19 protein-coding genes are annotated in these 19,042 nt (G+C 35.3%); 12 read left to right on the top strand and 7 right to left on the bottom strand.

Annotated features, from left to right (window positions below):
• Window positions 1-134 precede the first annotated feature (134 nt).
• Window positions 135-506 (top strand): DoxX family protein, encoded by a 372-nt coding sequence (locus tag V7Z48_RS06130; RefSeq protein ID WP_334112518.1) that lies wholly within the window; start codon window positions 135-137, stop codon window positions 504-506.
• Window positions 507-558: 52 nt separating this feature from the next.
• Here V7Z48_RS06130 and V7Z48_RS06125 read toward each other — a convergent pair whose 3' ends face one another.
• The 5 genes from V7Z48_RS06125 to V7Z48_RS06105 all read right to left on the bottom strand — a co-directional run bounded on the left by V7Z48_RS06125 (window position 559) and on the right by V7Z48_RS06105 (window position 4,388).
• On the bottom strand, window positions 559-1,074 hold the full coding sequence (locus V7Z48_RS06125) for a DUF4136 domain-containing protein (RefSeq protein WP_334112517.1): 516 nt from the start codon (window positions 1,072-1,074) through the stop codon (window positions 559-561).
• 64 nt (window positions 1,075-1,138) lie between these two features.
• On the bottom strand, window positions 1,139-1,852 hold the full coding sequence (locus V7Z48_RS06120) for an ion transporter (protein WP_334112516.1): 714 nt from the start codon (window positions 1,850-1,852) through the stop codon (window positions 1,139-1,141).
• 78 nt (window positions 1,853-1,930) lie between these two features.
• Window positions 1,931-2,938, bottom strand: coding sequence for a GTPase ObgE (obgE, locus tag V7Z48_RS06115; protein ID WP_334112515.1), 1,008 nt, complete (start codon window positions 2,936-2,938; stop codon window positions 1,931-1,933).
• 87 nt (window positions 2,939-3,025) lie between these two features.
• On the bottom strand, window positions 3,026-3,244 hold the full coding sequence (locus tag V7Z48_RS06110) for a PLDc N-terminal domain-containing protein (protein ID WP_334112514.1): 219 nt from the start codon (window positions 3,242-3,244) through the stop codon (window positions 3,026-3,028).
• Between the two features lie 31 nt (window positions 3,245-3,275).
• On the bottom strand, window positions 3,276-4,388 hold the full coding sequence (locus tag V7Z48_RS06105) for an adenylate kinase (RefSeq protein ID WP_334112513.1): 1,113 nt from the start codon (window positions 4,386-4,388) through the stop codon (window positions 3,276-3,278).
• A gap of 127 nt (window positions 4,389-4,515) precedes the next feature.
• Between V7Z48_RS06105 and V7Z48_RS06100 the strand changes: the two genes are divergently transcribed.
• From V7Z48_RS06100 to V7Z48_RS06080, 5 genes are all read left to right on the top strand, one after another.
• Window positions 4,516-5,670 (top strand): 5-(carboxyamino)imidazole ribonucleotide synthase, encoded by a 1,155-nt coding sequence (locus V7Z48_RS06100; RefSeq protein ID WP_334112512.1) that lies wholly within the window; start codon window positions 4,516-4,518, stop codon window positions 5,668-5,670.
• A 33-nt stretch (window positions 5,671-5,703) separates the two neighbouring features.
• A complete protein-coding gene (gene purE / locus V7Z48_RS06095; RefSeq protein WP_334112524.1) occupies window positions 5,704-6,186 on the top strand; it encodes a 5-(carboxyamino)imidazole ribonucleotide mutase in 483 nt (160 codons plus the stop codon).
• Window positions 6,187-6,387: 201 nt separating this feature from the next.
• Entirely contained in the window at window positions 6,388-8,415 is a 2,028-nt protein-coding gene (locus tag V7Z48_RS06090) for a M3 family metallopeptidase (RefSeq protein WP_334112511.1), read from the top strand.
• Between the two features lie 91 nt (window positions 8,416-8,506).
• A complete protein-coding gene (locus V7Z48_RS06085) occupies window positions 8,507-9,055 on the top strand; it encodes a sigma-70 family RNA polymerase sigma factor (protein ID WP_334112510.1) in 549 nt (182 codons plus the stop codon).
• Window position 9,056: 1 nt separating this feature from the next.
• Entirely contained in the window at window positions 9,057-9,314 is a 258-nt protein-coding gene (locus V7Z48_RS06080; protein WP_334112509.1) for a hypothetical protein, read from the top strand.
• Here the strand turns inward: V7Z48_RS06080 and V7Z48_RS06075 are convergent.
• Window positions 9,297-10,127, bottom strand: coding sequence for a hypothetical protein (locus V7Z48_RS06075; RefSeq protein WP_334112508.1), 831 nt, complete (start codon window positions 10,125-10,127; stop codon window positions 9,297-9,299). The two genes, V7Z48_RS06080 and V7Z48_RS06075, sit on opposite strands and share 18 nt — an antisense overlap.
• 124 nt (window positions 10,128-10,251) lie before the next feature.
• Here V7Z48_RS06075 and gcvP point away from each other — a divergent pair, with 124 nt between their 5' ends.
• From gcvP to V7Z48_RS06055, 4 genes are all read left to right on the top strand, one after another.
• Entirely contained in the window at window positions 10,252-13,101 is a 2,850-nt protein-coding gene (gcvP, locus tag V7Z48_RS06070; RefSeq protein WP_334112507.1) for an aminomethyl-transferring glycine dehydrogenase, read from the top strand.
• Window positions 13,102-13,287: 186 nt separating this feature from the next.
• Entirely contained in the window at window positions 13,288-14,346 is a 1,059-nt protein-coding gene (locus tag V7Z48_RS06065; protein WP_334112506.1) for a 3-oxoacyl-ACP synthase III family protein, read from the top strand.
• A gap of 1 nt (window position 14,347) precedes the next feature.
• Window positions 14,348-14,878 (top strand): methyltransferase, encoded by a 531-nt coding sequence (locus V7Z48_RS06060; RefSeq protein ID WP_334112505.1) that lies wholly within the window; start codon window positions 14,348-14,350, stop codon window positions 14,876-14,878.
• Window positions 14,879-14,922: 44 nt separating this feature from the next.
• Entirely contained in the window at window positions 14,923-15,774 is an 852-nt protein-coding gene (locus V7Z48_RS06055) for a glycosyltransferase family 2 protein (protein ID WP_334112504.1), read from the top strand.
• Here V7Z48_RS06055 and pafA read toward each other — a convergent pair.
• Complete coding sequence (gene pafA, locus V7Z48_RS06050) at window positions 15,771-17,426, bottom strand: alkaline phosphatase PafA (protein ID WP_334112503.1); 1,656 nt, start codon at window positions 17,424-17,426, stop codon at window positions 15,771-15,773. The genes V7Z48_RS06055 and pafA overlap by 4 nt on opposite strands.
• Before the next feature lie 111 nt (window positions 17,427-17,537).
• On the opposite strand from pafA, the gene V7Z48_RS06045 reads away from it, so the two are divergent.
• Window positions 17,538-18,275 carry an MlaE family ABC transporter permease gene (locus V7Z48_RS06045; RefSeq protein ID WP_334112502.1) on the top strand — a complete coding sequence of 246 codons (738 nt, stop codon included), beginning with the start codon at window positions 17,538-17,540 and terminating at the stop codon, window positions 18,273-18,275.
• Window positions 18,275-19,042, top strand: a complete 768-nt coding sequence (locus V7Z48_RS06040) for an ABC transporter ATP-binding protein (RefSeq protein ID WP_334112501.1) — start codon at window positions 18,275-18,277, stop codon at window positions 19,040-19,042. The genes V7Z48_RS06045 and V7Z48_RS06040 overlap by 1 nt, the downstream gene beginning before the upstream one ends.

Here is a 19,042-nt window from a genome sequence, read left to right as displayed (position 1 = left end):
ACCCAAAAACCGCTTTTTAAAGGTGTGCATTTTCCCGATTTGTTAAAACTTTTGTTAGTAATAAAACCCGAGCTCGCTTTTTGAACTATTTAATTCACTAATTTTAGATACCTAACTAAATAAATCAAACTATTATGAATTCAAAAGCTTTTATGGTCGTAATAATTTTTCTCGGCCTTTTTGCCCTAATTTTCGGATTAAACAAGTTTTTTAGCTTTATGCCAATGCCCGAAATGTCGGAAGCAGCCGGTGCTTATTTTGGTGCGCTAATGAGTACCAAAACACTTACTTTGGTAGCAATTGTAGAAATTGTGGCTGGATTAGCACTTATTTTTAATAAGTATGGCGCATTGTTAGCCATCATTTTAATGAGTGTTGGCGTTAATGCAGTACTATTTCATGCAACCTTAGATATGGCCGGCATGCCAGCTGCAGCGGTTTTTTTAATCTTAAATATTGTGGTTCTTATTGGCTACAAAGACAAATATAAGCCAATGCTAAAATAACAAATAGATGATTTTTTTTAAACGGCTAATGCTTTTATAGTGCTAGCCGTTTTTACTTTGGTGGATATTTCGACAGTATTTTTGACGCCAACGTTCTAAAGTCTGCCTCTCTTTTTTCGGGAGAAGCATTTTGTCTATAAGAGCTTGAAGAGTTGGCTTGCCAGAATAATCCAATTCGATCTTTATCTATAAATTCAACTAAAATTAATCTTGTCATACTACTTTGACCCACTGGAATTCCAATACTTAAACCGCCACCAACATTACGACCGCCTCCACCAAGACCTACGCCAACATTGCTTTGGTTATTGGTGTCATAGACTTCGGATTGGATGTCAATAAAAAAATCTGGTGTTTCGGCCAAAGCAAATCCCTTATCTTTTAATGCTTCGTTTAAAGCAGCAATAAAACGCTTTTCATCCAGTTCGCTCAATCCCGATTGCATGTCTGAAAAATAATTGTAGGTTTTGTATTGTGTAAAATCTGTGGACTTTTCATAATCATAATTTACAGTGGCTCCGCAAGACATCAACAAAACAAATAGTAATAAAACAGCAATCTTTTTCATAGGTTTTTAATTTTGAATTTTATGACAGTGAGGCTTTCAATATAACCTTAATAAAGGTAATAATTTATTTGGGAAGTTTTTCATCAATTGTTTTTGTTAACGCAGAAGAAATAATTCCTGTCGGAATGGCTACAATCCCTAAACCAATTAACAAGATAAAAAATGTAAATACTCTACCTCCAGCTGTTATAGGGTAAATATCGCCATATCCAACCGTAGTAAGGGTAACTATTGCCCACCAAAGACTAGAAAAGATAGAAGAAAAATGATTGGGTTGTGCAGCATTTTCAAAATAATAAATACCAACTGCGGCCAAATAAATGAGAATTACCGTTACAAAAAGAAACAGTAAAATTTCTTCTTTAGCAATTGAAATAGCATTTGTGAAGTGTTTAATAGCCCGGTTATACCTCACCAATTTAAAGACGCGAAACAATCTTACAAAACGCAGGGTTCGCAAGGATCTTAAATCGACGACAAAGGATAAATAAAACGGTAAAATTGCAAGTAAATCAACAATACCGAAAAAGCTAAAAATAAATTTCAACTTTTTATCGGCTACATAGATTCTAAATACATATTCAATTGTAAAAAGAATTACGCAAACAAACTCTATTACCTGTAGCCAATATATTGAATTTTCACTTAAATCGGGCAATGTCTCAATTGAGAACGCAACTAAAGACAATAAAATTAAACCTTGTATAAAAAAAGCAACGCTTCTACTACCCTTAGCTGGATAGGTGTCGTCTAAGAGCAGTTTGATTTTTTGTTTCATCTGTTCCTAATTTTATTTTGATCAACATCGTCCTTGCAAGTTGAAGGCTGTTTTATTAAACTAACCTAAATGAATGTTTCATGCTGGTTCTTCATTCAACATGTTCCACAATTTGTCTTTTAATTCCTTAATGCCTTGATTTGCCACCGACGAGATGAATAAATATGGTATAGGCAGTTGTTTGTCAAGTTCAATTTTTAACTCTGCCTTTAATTCATCGTCCAACATATCGCATTTTGAAATGGCGATCAGCTTGCTTTTATCAAGTAATTCTGGATTATAACGTTTTAGTTCGTCTAATAAAATATCGTACTGTTCAGAAATATCAGGTGCATCAGCTGGAATTAAAAATAACAAAGTAGAATTGCGTTCTATATGACGCAGAAAATAATGACCCAAACCTTTACCTTCAGCAGCGCCTTCGATAATTCCCGGAATGTCTGCCATGACAAACGATTGAAAATCGCGGTATTCAACAATGCCTAAATTTGGTTTTAAGGTAGTGAATTCGTAATCGGCGATTTTTGGTTTAGCTGAGGTAATTACGGAAAGTAGTGTAGATTTTCCTGCATTTGGAAAGCCAACCAAACCAACATCGGCCAACACTTTTAGTTCAATGGTAATCCGACTTTCACTTCCTGGAGTACCTGGTTGCGCATATCGAGGTGTTTGATTAGTGGACGTTTTAAAATGCCAATTACCGCGACCACCCATGCCACCTTCAACAATAATTTTTTCTTCACCATCTTCGGTTATTTCAAATAAAACCTCATCGGTTTCACAATCTTTTATAACAGTTCCTAAAGGCACATCAATATATACATCTTTACCTTCAGCACCCGAACTTCTGGATTTACTGCCATGTTCGCCATGGTCCGCCTTAAAATGTTTTTTGAATTTCAGATGATAAAGCGTCCAAAGGTTTGAACTTCCTCTGACTATCACATGTCCTCCACGACCACCATCACCACCATCTGGACCGCCTTTTTCCACATATTTTTCACGGTGTAAATGCGCTGAACCTTTGCCTCCGTTTCCAGAAGTAACATATATTTTTACGTAATCTACAAAATTTCCTTCGGTCATATTCATTTCCCGTAAAAACGGGAATCTTTTTAATGTGTTAATTTGACGATAGTCAGTATATAAAAGAATAAACTTACTATAAAAATATTACAACTGTGATTTCAACTGTTTACCTCTACCTAAAATAAAATATAAAACAGCACCTAAAACTGGCAACAATAAAACGATAAGAACCCAAACAAGTTTATCATTATCTGGAAATTTATTTTTCACAATACTTATCAATGCTAAAAAAGGTAGTAATAAAAATAAAAAAAAGATTATTGTAACAATGATAAGTCCTGGCCCCGGTGTTATAAAATCCATTTACTAACAATTCATTTAATTAGAATATAAGTTATTTCAACTCGTTTATAACCTTACTCAAACGCTCCGTAATTTCCTCAACACTTCCAACACCGTCAACACCAAAGTACTTATTTTGTTCCGAATAAAAATCCTTCAAAATAGCTGTTTTTTTATAATATTCCGTGATACGGTTTCTTATTATGTTTTCATCGGCATCATCAACTCTACCACTCGTTTTACCGCGATCTAATAATCTTTTCACTAAAACTTCATCGTTTACTTCAAGCGCAATCATCGCGTTTATTTGTGAGTCCTTGCTTTCCATTAATGCATCCAATGCTTTGGCTTGTTGATTAGTTCTTGGAAAACCATCAAAAATAAACCCTTTGGCATCCTGATTTTTTTCGACCTCAGCATTCAACATATCGATGGTTAATTGGTCTGGTACTAATTCACCTTTATCCATGTAAGATTTCGCCAGCATGCCAAGCGCCGTTTCATTTTTTATATTAAAACGAAATACATCGCCTGTAGAAATGTGTACCAAATTATATTTGTCTTTTAAAAATTCAGCTTGAGTACCTTTGCCTGCTCCCGGAGGTCCGAATAGCACTAAATTAGTCATGTATTGTGTTGTTTTAAGTTGATATACTTCTGGTAGATCTCTACCTAATCCGTTATAATCTAATCCGTAACCCACTATAAATTTATCCGGGATTTTCATACCTACATAATGCAATTTAAAGTCTTTATTATAGGCGTCTGGCTTAAAAAATAAGGTAGCAATTTTTAGTTGTTTGACGTTTTCATTTTTAAAAATTCGGTAAACTTCATGTAAGGTACTTCCTGTATCGATGATATCTTCAAGAATAACTACAGTTCGGCCCGTTAAATCTTGAGTTAAACCAATCAGTCGCTGAATATCTTCGGTAGATTTTAATCCTTCATAGGATGCCAATTTTATGAAAGTTACTTCACACGGATTCGGATATTTTTTCACGAAATCACTTACAAACATAAACGAACCATTTAAAATTCCCACAAAAACCGGAACCTCATCTTTTAGGTCTGCCGCAATTTCAATTGCCATTCTAGCAACAATTTCCTCTAACTGTTGTGATGTAACAAATGGTTTAAAGTATAAATCGTGAAGCTTTATCACTGTTTTCAAATTTTAAAAAAGCAAAGATAATCATTTGTTTAAGGTTTTACCAGCCCAACAATAGATTGTTTTAAATTTAGTGTTACGAGCAAAAATTGATTTGTATTTTTGCAACAAATACGTAAGCATGAATTATTTTTCATCTCAATTTAAATTAGGCATTTTAGGTGGCGGCCAATTAGGCAAAATGTTACTTGCTGAAACAAGGAAATACGATATTTATACCCTGGTTTTAGACCCGAGCAATGAAGCGCCGTGCAAGTTGAGTTGTAACGAATTTTTTCAGGGTGATTTAATGGATTATGATACGGTTTACAACTTTGGAAAGCGTGCCGATGTGGTAACCATTGAAATTGAAAATATAAACGTCGATGCCCTTGAAAGTCTAGAAAAAGAAGGTGTAAAGGTTTATCCTAGTTCGAATACTTTAAGAATCATTCAGAATAAATCTACTCAGAAATTATTCTACGTAGATCATAACATCCCGACAGCAGATTTCTCGCGATTTGCTTACAAAGATGAGATTTTTACCGCCATTGAAAACGAAAGTCTTAGCTTTCCTTTTGTATGGAAAAGTGCGCAGTTTGGTTACGATGGCAATGGGGTTAAAATTGTAAAAACATATTCTGATTTAGATGGCTTGTCTCCTGACGCATGTATTACTGAAACTTTAATCCCCTTTGAAACCGAATTAGCAGTGATTGTTGCGCGTTCTGTTTCGGGAAAAGTAAGCACCTATCCTGTTGTTGAAATGGAATTTCATCCCGAAGCTAACCAAGTTGAATATGTGCTTTGTCCGGCAAGAATAAATTCAGAAATCGCTAAAAAAGCGCAACTAATTGCTTTAAGAACATCCGCCTCATTTAACCATGTAGGGTTGCTAGCAGTAGAAATGTTTTTAACCAAAAGCGGAGATATTTTGGTCAATGAAGTAGCGCCGAGACCTCATAATTCAGGACATTTTAGTATTGAAGCCAGCTACACATCGCAATATGAACAGCATTTGCGAGCCATTCTAGATTTGCCTTTAGGAAATTCAGAAAGCAAGCAATCGGCGGTAATGGTCAATTTGGTTGGAGCAGAAGATTATAAAGGTAAAGTGGTTTACAAAAATATCGAAAGTATTTTAGCACTCGATGGCGTAACACCGCATATTTATGGAAAAAGAGAAACAAGACCATTTAGAAAAATGGGACATGTGACCATCGTTAATTCAGATTTAAGCAGAGCAAGAGTCATTGCAGAAAAGGTCAAAAAAACCATTGAGGTTATCAGTGAATAAAAAATATCAAATTTAACACAACACAAAAATATGATGCAGAAAGTAGGCGTTATTATGGGAAGTAAAAGCGATTTGCCGGTGATGCAAGACGCCATCGATATTTTAAAACATTTTGGGATTGCGGTTGAAGTTGACATAGTTTCAGCACATCGTACACCCGAAAAGTTATTCGACTATGGTACGAATGCGCATTTAAGAGGCATTTCAGTAATAATTGCTGGGGCTGGTGGCGCTGCACACTTACCAGGAATGGTAGCATCCTTATCACCCTTACCAGTAATTGGGGTGCCAGTAAAAAGTAGTAATTCTATTGATGGATGGGATTCAGTTCTATCCATTTTGCAAATGCCTGGCGGTGTTCCTGTTGCAACCGTGGCCTTGAATGGCGCTAAAAATGCAGGTATTTTAGCAACTCAAATTCTAGGTGCATCCGATAGTAGTATATTAGCAAAAATAATAGCCTATAAGTCCGATTTAAAACTAAAAGTTGAAGAATCTGCAAAGGGTATCAACTAAAAAACCCCGAATAAATTCGGGGTTTTAAAGCTATTAATCAACATTTCATGAAGTACAATAATGTCCTTCCCAAAATCTTTTGCAAAGATAAAGATTTATTATTGTTATCCCATCATAAATAATAGTTAAATATCAGAATATCAATTCCCTAGTAGGAAAATATAGACAAAGCTGTCGTTAAAACCCTTACAAAAAAAAATTATGGAAATTTTAATCAATTCATTTAAAACACCTTACAATACAGCACCTTTCTCAAAAATAAATAATAAAGATTTTTTACCTGCCATTATAAAAGCAATTGAGGAAGCAAAATCCGAAATCAATCAAATAACCGAAAATTCTGAATCACCAACGTTTCAGAATACAATTGAAGCATTAGAATTTTCAGGAGCTCAATTAGACCGAATTACAAGTGTATTTTTCAATCTAAACGCTGCCGAAACTAATGATGATATTCAAAAGATTGCTCAGGAAGTTTCACCTATTCTTTCCGAATTCAGTAATGACATCACCCTGAACGAATCACTTTTTGAAAAGGTCAAAGCCGTTTACAATCAAAAAGAAGAACTTAATTTAAATACAGAACAGGCAACACTTTTAGACAAAAAATACAAAAGCTTTGCACGAAATGGTGCCAACCTAAACGACGAACAAAAACTTCAGCTTAGAGCAATTGACAAAGAATTGAGCCAGCTCAAATTAAAATTTGGAGAGAATGTCTTAGCCGAAACCAATAACTATGAATTACACATAACCAATGAAAATGATCTAGCTGGATTACCAGAAGGCACCATTGAAGCTGCTCAACAAATGGCCGAAAGTAAAGATAAAAATGGCTGGTTATTTACGTTAGATTATCCAAGTTATATTCCGTTTATGACCTATGCCGACAATCGTGCATTGAGAAAAGAACTTGCCATTGCTGCGGGTAAAAAAGGCTTTCAAGATAATAACTACAACAACGAAAAAATCGTTTTAAAAATTGCCAATCTCAGGTATCAACGCGCGCAATTGCTGGGCTACCAATCACACGCGCACTTTGTATTGGAAGAACGCATGGCCAAATCTCCCGAAAGTGTGCAATCATTTTTAAACGAATTATTAGATAAGGCAAAACCAGCTGCCTTAAGAGAGTTTGACGAACTTGAACAATTTGCAAAAGAGCTTGATGGTATAGACACCTTACAAAAATGGGACGCTGCCTATTACGCCGAAAAACTAAAACAAAAACTTTTTCAGCTAGACGATGAGTTGTTAAAACCATATTTCAAACTAGAAAACGTCATAAACGGCGTGTTTTCGATTGCTAATAAACTCTTCGGATTAAAATTTGAAGAAGTTCATAATATAGATACCTATCACGAGGAAGTTAAAACCTACATAGTAAAAGACCACGACGACGTACTTGTCGCAATTTTTTATGCCGATTTTTTTCCAAGACCTGGAAAAAGAAATGGCGCGTGGATGACTTCTTACAAACCACAATTCATCAAAAACGAAACCAACGAGCGTCCGCATGTTTCTATTGTCTGTAATTTCACAAAAGCAACTAAAACCAAACCCTCTTTACTTACTTTTAACGAAGTAACAACCTTGTTTCATGAATTTGGTCATGCACTCCATGGCATGTTGGCCAACACAACCTACCCAAGTTTATCTGGAACAAGTGTATTCTGGGATTTTGTGGAATTGCCAAGTCAAATTCTTGAAAATTGGTGCTACGAAAAAGAAGCGCTTGAATTGTTTGCAAGACATTATGAATCCAATGAGGTAATCCCTATGGAATATATTAAAAAAATAAAAGCGTCAGCAAGCTTTCATCAAGGTATGCAAACACTCCGTCAGATAAGTTTTGGTTTATTAGATATGAGTTGGCACGGCTACAATCCTGAAAATATCAACGATGTGAAAGCACAGGAATTAGAAGCTTTTAACCACACCAATCTATATCCCGATGTTGCCGAAAATTGCATGAGTACCTCCTTTTCGCATATTTTTCAAGGTGGTTATTCAAGTGGTTATTATAGCTACAAATGGGCAGAAGTTTTAGATGCGGATGCTTTCGCCTATTTTCAAGAACATGGTATTTTTAGTAGCGAGATAGCCCACAAATTCAAAACTTTCGTACTTTCTAGAGGAGGAACAGAAGATCCAATGGTGCTATATAAAAAATTCAGAGGGCAGGAACCAAAACCAGAAGCCTTACTTAAACGCGCTGGTTTGCTGTAATAAGGCGATTGCTTTCACATCAATAGAATTTGGATTTTTAAATAAATTGAATCCAAAAATTATTACTTTTGAATAAGCATAAAAGCTATTTATGAAACACCAATTAAATCCTAATAACTGGATTCAGTTATACTCCGATTACTTGTTTAATTACACCATTTCACGTGTAAACGATCGAGAAATTGCGAAGGATTTAGTGCAAGAAACATTTCTAGCAGCCTTAGTCGCCATGAAAAACTTTAAAGGTGAAGCCAATGAACGCACCTGGCTTACTGCCATTTTGAAAAGAAAAGTTATCGATTACTACCGCAAAATAAATTCAAACAAAGGAAAGGCCGAGGTTAGAATTAATTTTAGCGATGACGAAAACGAAGGCGAATGGCTTGAAACTAAAGTATCGGATCCTTTTGATAAAACTGCCGAAGATGACATGGAAAACGAGGAATTGGGTTTAGCCATTCATGATTGCTTATCTAAACTTAATACTAAGCATGCTGAAGTTTTTAAAATGAAAACTATTTTGAATATAGAAACAGACATTATTTGTAATGAATTAAATATTACAGCGTCTAACTTTTGGGTGATGATTCACAGAGCAAGAACAGCTATGGCTGAATGTTTAGAAAAACACTGGTATTAAAATGAAGAAAGGATTTTTATTTATTTCGTGCGAAGAAGCGATGCACATTTGCGACAAAGCGCAATATGGCGAGGCTACATGGTGGGAAAAAGTTGAATTAAAAATCAGACTATCTTGGTGTCATTTCACAAAAGGTTATGCCAAAAAAAATACCCTATTAACTACTTTTATCAACCAGCAAAAAGTTGAATGCCTTCAGCGTAAAGAGCGCGATCTACTTCAGCAAGTGCTTGAACAAGAACTAAAGCAGCAGCAATAGCAACATCCAAACTATCGGAACAGATTCTACCCAAAAAGCCGTGTAATACCAACTGCGACTTATATTCATGAATCTTAAAAAAAACGCTGTAAAACAAAGTGTTAGCAGTAATGAAATCATGTATATGTTTGGCGGATTTCCTTTTAAATATTCTAATAAAGCAATGATTCCTATTAAAGTAAACCCAAAAACTTTGGTGGTTTTTATGCCTATTTTTTGCGGAATGGTTTCGAGTCTTAAATCGTCAAATTGAAGATCTCTTATTTCAAAAGGAAGCATTAAAACAATAACTAAAATAAACCTTTGTAAAGTTGTTAAAATCGTCTGACTATCAAGTTCGATATCGTTTTCAATTAAGGGAAGCACCACACTAACCCCAGCCCAAACCAAGGCGATGATATAAACCTTTATTCCAGCGACGTTTCTTAAGTTAGATACCGACAATAAATGCCATTTTTTTGGAACAAACGGCGTTGCGTAAAACAGGGTTATTAGCGCGAGAAAACCGGTATGTAAAATAGTGTTTAAACTTAAGAAGAACGAGGTGTAAATTATTCCCAGAAAGCTCAGTAGCATAATCATCCTAATTAATAAAATTTTATTGGTGAACTTCTTAAAATGATTTTTGGAAACGCCGTAATATTTAACAAAATTGTAGGCTACAATTGTAGCAAAAAAAACAAAGCCCTGAAACTCTAAAGTTAAGTCCAAATCATATTCAAAAGCAGTAATAAAAAGAAAGCTTAGTGCAACCAATGCTACGTGAAAACTAGCATTTAAATAGAAATCAAAAAAGGCTTTAAAATATTGCATCAGGTAAAAATAATCAAACTGTTAATAATCTATTTGAATGGTTGAAAACTTAGGCATTCTTTAACTAAAAAACAACGGTAAATCCGTATTTTTGCACATTAAAAATTCAACTTTCAAAACAGCTATGAATACCAACAATTTCGCCTTACGTCACATTGGCCCAAGACCCGAAGATCAAACGGAAATGCTTCGTTATATTGGCGCAAAATCTATGGATGCGCTTATAGAGCAAGCCATACCTGATAATATCAAGCTTAAAAATGAATTAGATTTGGAAGCGCCCATGAGCGAGCAAGAATATTTAGTTCATATGAACGAGCTTTCAAAAAAAAATAAAGTTTATAAAACATTTATAGGTTTAGGGTATCACCCAAGTATTCTTCCTGCTGTTATTCAAAGAAATATTTTAGAAAACCCAGGATGGTATACCGCCTACACACCGTATCAAGCTGAAATTGCTCAGGGTCGATTAGAAGCCTTGCTCAACTTTCAAACAATGGTGACAGATTTAACAGGAATGGAAATTGCGAATGCTTCTTTGTTGGACGAAAGTACAGCTGCAGCTGAAGCAATGACCTTGCTTTTTGCCGTTAGAGATCGCGATCAGAAAAAGAATAACATCAACAAATTTTTTGTTTCAGATCAAATTTTACCACAAACACTATCGCTGTTGCAAACACGCGCTGTTCCTATTGGAATTGAGTTGGTTATAGGAAATGAATCTGATTTTAATCACACAAGTGACTTTTTTGGCGCCATTGTTCAGTATCCAGGAAAACACGGTCAAATATCCGATATCAAAACCTTTATTTCCAAAGCAAACGACAATAATATTAAAGTTGCAGTTGCAGCAGATATTTTAAGTCTTATAAAACTTGAAGCACCGGGAAAATTTGGTGCGGATGTTGTAGTTGGAACAACCCAAAGATTCGGAATTCCTATGGGTTATGGCGGTCCACATGCTGCCTATTTCGCTACAAAAGACATGTACAAAAGAGAATTGCCTGGTAGAATCATCGGTGTTACCAAAGACCTTAACGGAAACCGCGCCCTACGAATGGCACTTCAAACTCGTGAACAACATATAAAAAGAGATAAGGCAACTTCAAACATTTGCACCGCTCAGGTTTTATTGGCCGTGATGGCTGGAATGTATGCTGTATACCATGGGCCTAAAGGTTTGACCTTTATAGCCAATCACGTTCATAATTTAACGGCGACTTTATCAGATGCCATTTCCAAATTAGGATTAGAACAGCTAAACCAATCCTATTTCGATACTTTGTTAGTAAAAGCAAATGCGAAAGCTATAAAACCTATTGCTGAGCGTAATAAGGTTAATTTTTATTATCCTTCTGAAGATACAATTTCAATATCTATAAATGAGATTACTTCGCTTAGCGATATCAATCTAATTGTATCCATTTTTGCGGAAGCACAAGGAACAACAGCATCAACGATCACCAAAATTGTGGAAGCCAATAGCATTCCAGAATCTTTACAGCGAAAATCCGGCTTTTTAAGTTTGCCGATTTTTAATCAGTACCATTCAGAAACAGAGTTGATGCGTTATATCAAACGTCTCGAACGAAAAGATTTGTCTTTAAATCACTCCATGATTTCTTTAGGTTCATGTACCATGAAGTTAAACGCCGCGGCAGAAATGTTACCCCTAAGTATGTTTAAATGGGGAAATATCCATCCATTTGTGCCATTAAATCAAGCGAAAGGATATCAGTTGGTATTGAAAAAGTTAGAAGAACAACTCAATGAAATTACTGGTTTCGCTGGCACATCCTTACAACCAAATTCTGGTGCTCAAGGCGAATACGCAGGATTGATGGTGATTCGTGCGTATCATTTATCAAGAGGTGATGCCCACCGTAACATTTGTATTATTCCATCTTCCGCGCACGGCACCAATCCAGCGAGTGCGGTAATGGCAGGTATGAAAGTAATTGTCACCAAATCGTCAGAAAATGGTAACATCGATGTAGAAGATGTAAGGGAAAAAGCAGAATTACACAAAGATAATTTAGCGGCCTTAATGGTTACGTATCCATCAACACACGGTGTCTACGAATCAGCTATTAAAGAAATCACCCAAATTATTCACGATAACGGCGGTCAAGTTTATATGGACGGCGCTAATATGAATGCGCAAGTTGGTCTTACCAATCCAGGCAATATTGGTGCAGATGTTTGCCATTTAAATTTGCACAAAACCTTTGCGATTCCTCATGGCGGCGGAGGACCAGGTGTTGGGCCTATTTGCGTTGCAAAACAATTAGTGCCTTTTTTACCTGGAAATTCTATAATAGAAACAGGAGGAAGTCAAGCCATTACTGCAATTTCAGCGGCCCCATTTGGTTCGGCTTTGGCTTGTTTGATTTCTTATGGCTATATAAAAATGCTCGGTTCAAAGGGTTTAAAACAGTCAACAGAAGTTGCGATTTTAAATGCTAATTACATTAAAGAACGCCTAAACGGTTATTACAATACTTTATACACCGGTGAACGCGGAAGAGCAGCACATGAAATGATTATTGATTGTAGACCTTTTAAAGAACAGGGAATTGAAGTGGTTGATATCGCAAAAAGATTGATGGATTATGGATTCCATGCTCCTACCGTGTCTTTTCCAGTTGCGGGAACAATGATGATAGAACCAACAGAAAGTGAAAGCAAAGAAGAAATGGATCGTTTTTGTGATGCTATGATATCCATTAAAGAGGAAATTGACACACTGGATAAAAACGAACTTAATAATGTGCTAAAAAACGCACCACATACACTTGATATGATTACAAGTGATGAATGGTATTTTCCCTATTCTAGAGAAAAAGCAGCTTTTCCGTTAGCATTTGTTAGAGACAATAAATTCTGGCCAACAGTTAGACGTGTGGATGAAGCATATGGCGACCGTAACTTGATATGTACTTGTGCACCTATCGAAGATTACATGGAAGTTTAATTAGATAACATTGACAAAAACCTTCAATTGATTTATAAAAAAAAAATTGAAGGTTTTTAATTGATTTCATTAACTTTAGATTACAATTTTAAAAGATTGACAAAAAATAATATTTCAAGCAAATAATAAATCGTCATTTTATTTTAATAATTAGTTTAGCAATATCAAAAAATAAACGTTTTTAAAATGGGCATTAAAATAACGGGAACAGGTAGTTATATTCCAAATAAAATTGAGAGCAACGACAGTTTTCATCAGCATGAATTTTTAAATACTGATGGCTCAACTATAAACTATCCAAACGAGGTAATAGTTGAAAAATTTAAAGACATCACTGGTATAGCTGAACGGCGCTATGCAGATTCGCATCTTAACTCTTCCGATTTAGGATTTTTTGCTGCTGAAAAAGCAATTCAAGATGCCAATATTGATCCAGAAACGATTGATTACATTATTGTTGCCCACAATTTTGGAGATGTAAAACACAATACAATACAAAGTGATTTATTACCTTGTTTGGCTTCTAGAATTAAACACAACCTGCAAATTAAAAATCCCAAATGCGTTGCTTACGACATTTTATTTGGTTGTCCAGGTTGGATTGAAGGTGTAATTCAAGCACAAGCATTCATCAAATCAGGTATTGCTAAGCGCTGCTTAGTGATTGGTACGGAAACCCTTTCGAGAGTGGTCGATAAACACGATAGAGATTCCATGATTTATTCAGATGGTGCTGGTGCTGCTATTATTGAAGAAACACCTGACAACAGTGGAATTTTGTCCCATGAAACAGCAAGTTTCACCTATGATGAAGCATATTATTTGTACTTCGGAAACTCTAATAATCCACAATTAGATCCAGACACCAAATATATCAAAATGCATGGCCGCAAAATTTACGAATTTGCTTTAAAAAATGTAGCGGATGCCATGAAAGCCTGTCTTGAAAAGAGTGGTATTAATATTCAGGATGTGAAGAAAATCTTGATTCATCAAGCCAATGAGAAAATGGATGAAGCCATTATAAAGAGATTTTTTAAGCTGCATGGTATTGAAACCCCTGATGGTATTATGCCAATGAGCATTCATACACTTGGCAACAGTTCTGTAGCGACTGTTCCTACACTATTCGATTTAATTATCAAAAACAAACTAAAGGACCATCAAATAAACAAAAACGATATTATTATCTTTGCAAGCGTTGGTGCAGGTATGCACATCAATGCACTTGTTTATAGATACTAATATGTACCAAAAATACTATCCTAAAAAACGCTATCAAATGACCTTAGACTTTCTAGAGAAACACATTTCTAAAACGGATAAAATTTTAGATTTAGGGGTTGAAAATCCATTCTCTTTGGAAATGAAACGAATTGGTTATAAGGTATCGAATACAAAAGGAGAAGATTTAGATATTGATATATCTGGCATATCAAATTCTGATGCTGAGGTTGTTACCGCCTTTGAAATATTTGAACATCTGTTATCGCCGTTTACGGTATTAAAAGCAATCAAATCAAATAAATTAGTAGCAAGTGTCCCACTAAAATTATGGTTTGCCAGTGCTTACCGAAGCAAAACAGATGCGTGGGACAGACATTATCACGAATTTGAAGACTGGCAATTCGACTGGCTTTTAGAGAAAACCGGTTGGAAAATTGAAGCTTCCACGAAATGGACCAATCCTACAAAAAACATTGGAATAAGACCTATTCTCCGGAGATTCACTCCGAGATTTTATATGGTTTATGCTACACGATATACCACAAAATAAATCCATAAATTTCGAAGTGAATTGTCAATAGTAAATTATAACCTATGAACATCTACATTGTTATTCCAGCGCATAATGAAGAAGATTTCATAGGTAAAACATTAGAATCCTTAGCACAACAAACTCTGTTACCAAAAAAATTGGTCGTTGTTGCTGATAATTGTACCGATAACACCTTAAAAATTACCCAACAATATGCCAGGCGGTTTGCTTATATAGAAGTCGTTCAATATCAATCATCTGAGCAACATTTACCAGGGTCAAAAGTCATAAATGCATTTAATAAAGGCTTTGAAATACTTGATGAAGATTATGATTTGATATGTAAATTTGATGCCGATTTAATTTTTCCTAAAAACTATTTAAAAACTCTAGCGCATCATTTTATTCAAGATGAAAGGCTCGGCATCGCTGGCGGATTCTGTTATGTTGAAAATAATAGCGAATGGATTTTAGAGAACATCACCAATAAAGATCACATTCGCGGTGCCTTAAAAACCTACCGAAAACAATGTTTTGAAGACATTGGCAAATTAAAAGCATCCATCGGCTGGGATACAGTAGATGAATTACTAGCAAAATTCTACAATTGGAACGTGCAAACCGATGCTAGTTTAAAAGTAAAACATTTACGCCCTACTGGAAGCACTTACAATCAAAATGCTAAATTACTTCAAGGTGAAGCGATGTATAAAATGCGCTACGGTTTTGTAATTACTTGGATATCAGCAATAAAAATTGCTTTCAAAAAGAAAAAAATTTCAATTATATCTGATTACTTAAAAGGTTATAATTTAGCAAAAAGCAACAATATCCCTTTTTTGGTTAATGAAGAACAAGGTGCATTTATTAGACACTTGCGCTGGAAGGGAATTTTTAAAAAATTAGGGATTTAATCTAATACAAATTCTAACGGAACTCTAGTAGAAGCATTTGGAAAACTTATCCCCAACAATGCCGATATGGTGGGTGCGATGTCAATAATATCAGTTTTTTGAAATGTGCTACCTGTTTTTATGCCTTTCCCAAAAAATAATAATGGCACATGTGTATCATATAGATAACCGGAGCCATGTGTTGTACCTTTTCTAGAATAAGATATAACCGCAGCATTAAAAGACACCAATACATCGCCTGACCGTTTTTGGTGATACCCGTTTTGTAAAAGCGATTCAATTCCACCATTAAACGAAGTGTTATGCATGGTATGAGCCGAGTAGGCTCTTTCAATAAAATCGTACGCAATAATTTCGTCTACAATGCTTTGCTGAACTTCTTGCAGATTCAGGTTGAGTTGTGCTATGCGATTTCTATCTAAAAATATTTGAAAATTACCAATGTCTTCAACTAAATCTGCGGCTGCATATTTCTTTATTAAAAAAGCGTCCAATTGAGCTTTAAAAGTTTTGTTATCAAAATAACCTGAAGGAATTTTTAAACTTTCCAAAAACGCAGGCACATGTACTGCGGCGTGATCGGCAGTTAAAAAAACTGTATAATTGCCTACACCTACTTCAGCATCAAAATAATTCAACAAGCGTTCTATATCTAAATCTAATCTTAAATAAGTATCTTGAATTTCTTTGGCGTCTACACCAAAATTATGACCAATATAATCAGGACTAGAATAACTGATGGTTAAGAAGTCAGTAACATCATCCTTTCCTAATTGTTCGCCCTTCATGGCTGCAAGTACAAAATCGGTAGTGATACTATTTCCGAATGGTGTTTCCTTTAAAATATCAAAATTGCCATTGTCTTTACTTAATTTTTTTAAATCGTAAGGAAATGTTGCTGTTTCTTTTCCTTTAAAACCCTTTTCAAAATTATTTAAATCTGGACCACTTTCAGTATAGGTGTTAATATCATATAAAGTATTCCAGGTTTTAAGGTATTTTTCAACAGCATCCGATGTATTGAAATCTTGTGCCCACTTTGGTAACTCGGTCATGTAATAATCGCTGCTTACCCAGTTACCTTCGTCTTTGCCAACAAACCAGTATGCAGCATTCGCCGAATGACCTGCAGGTAATACAGCGCCGCGATCTTTCATCGCAATTCCAATTACCTTGGATTGTTGTTGCGTATGCAACTTGAGTTGATCCGTAACGGTTGTAACCAACATTCGTCTTGGAGACACAAAGCTATATTTATCCTCCGTTCCAACAGGGTTAAAACTATCATCGTTTACACAATAAACAGATTTCTTTTCTACTTTGTCGTACCAATTATTGCCGATTATGCCGTGATATTTTGGTGTGGTACCTGTGTAAATTGAAGCATGTCCTGGTGCTGTAAACGTTGGTATAAAATTGTAATGGTTATTTTTGCAGTCGTATCCATCATTCATCATTCTTTTAAATCCGCCGTCACTATATTTATCGTAAAACCTTGTGAGATAATCATAACGCATTTGATCTACAACAATACCAACCACCAATTTTGGTTTAACCTTTGAGTTTTCAACTAATACTTGTTGATTGTTGTTTTGTGAATAGCCTGTGAAGATTAGCATCAAGGCCATTAAATACGTAAAGTGATATTTCATTAGTATTTTATTGTTAACATGAGCTCAAAAATACTGAATTTGCAACATCTTAATTTAAATTTAAGGTTAAATACCATTAAGTTTTTTTAATTTAGCGCTAACATTAAATGTATGAACTACCTGCATAATATTGGTGCTTATTTCCTGATGATTAAGGATATGTTTAGACGACCCACAAAATGGTCTGTCATGAAAACACTTATTCTTAAAGACATAGATGACTTAGTTATAGGTTCGCTCGGGATTGTAGCTTTTATATCGTTTTTTGTTGGCGGTGTGGTCGCCATTCAAACCTCTTTAAACATCAACAATCCATTAATACCAAAAAATCTAATTGGTTTTGCCACCAGGCAATCCGTGATATTAGAATTTGCGCCAACATTTATATCGATTATTATTGCGGGAAAGGTTGGCTCCTTTATTACATCGAGTATTGGTACTATGAGAGTTACAGAACAAATAGATGCCTTAGAGGTTATGGGCATTAACGCCTTAAACTACTTAGTGTTTCCGAAACTTATGGCTATGCTTTTGTATCCATTTGTTATAGCCATTGCCATGTTCCTTGGGATTTTTGGAGGTTATGTGGCTTGTGTTTACGGTGGTTACAGCACATCGGAAGACTTTATTAACGGTGTGCAATTAGATTTTATACCATTTCACATCGTTTATGCATTTATTAAAACCTTGGTATTCGCATTTGTTTTAGCGACCGTTCCGTCGTTTTATGGATTTTTCATGAGAGGTGGCGCTCTAGAAGTGGGAAAAGCGAGTACAACTGCTTTTGTTTGGTGTAGTGTTGTAATTATTTTATCGAATTACCTTTTAACCAGTATAATGTTAGGCTAATGATTGAAGTTAAAAATTTACACAAGTCATTTGGAGACTTGCACGTATTAAAAGGAATTAGCACTAAATTTTTGCCCGGTTATACCAATTTGATCATTGGGCAGTCTGGCTCGGGTAAAACAGTATTTCTTAAATGTCTGCTTGGGCTAATTGAACCTGAAGAAGGTACCATTTGCTTTGATGGCCAAACTTATTCCGAATTAACAATAAATGAACGACGAGATATCCGCTCTAAAATGGGTATGGTTTTTCAAGGTGGTGCATTGTTCGATTCTATGAGTATTCTAGAAAACGTCATGTTTCCGTTACGAATGTTTACAAAAATGAACCTTTCAGAACGACAAGACCGCGCCGATGCGGTATTAAAACGCGTAAACCTGCCAGACGCTCACAATAAAAAGCCTAGTGAAGCTTCGGGTGGAATGCAAAAACGTGTAGCGATCGCACGTGCCATCGTAAATAATCCCAAATACTTATTTTGCGACGAACCCAACTCTGGTTTAGACCCGAAAACCGCCATAGTAATTGATAATTTAATTAAAGAAATTACAGACGAATACAATATAACCACAGTTATTAACTCTCACGATATGAACTCCGTTATTGAGATTGGTGAAAAAATTGTGTTTCTAAAAGACGGCGTTAAGGAATGGGAAGGTTCAAAAGAAACAATTTTTAAAACTGATAATGAAGCCGTGACAAACTTTGTTTACTCTTCCGAATTATTCAAAAAAGTAAAACAAATGTATCTAGAAGAACGCAATTAA

It is taken from the genome of Paucihalobacter sp. (assembly GCF_036825875.1).
Lineage (GTDB): Bacteria > Bacteroidota > Bacteroidia > Flavobacteriales > Flavobacteriaceae > Paucihalobacter.
The sequence above is the reverse complement of the archived record's forward strand: the minus strand, read 5'-3'. Positions and strand labels throughout refer to the sequence as shown.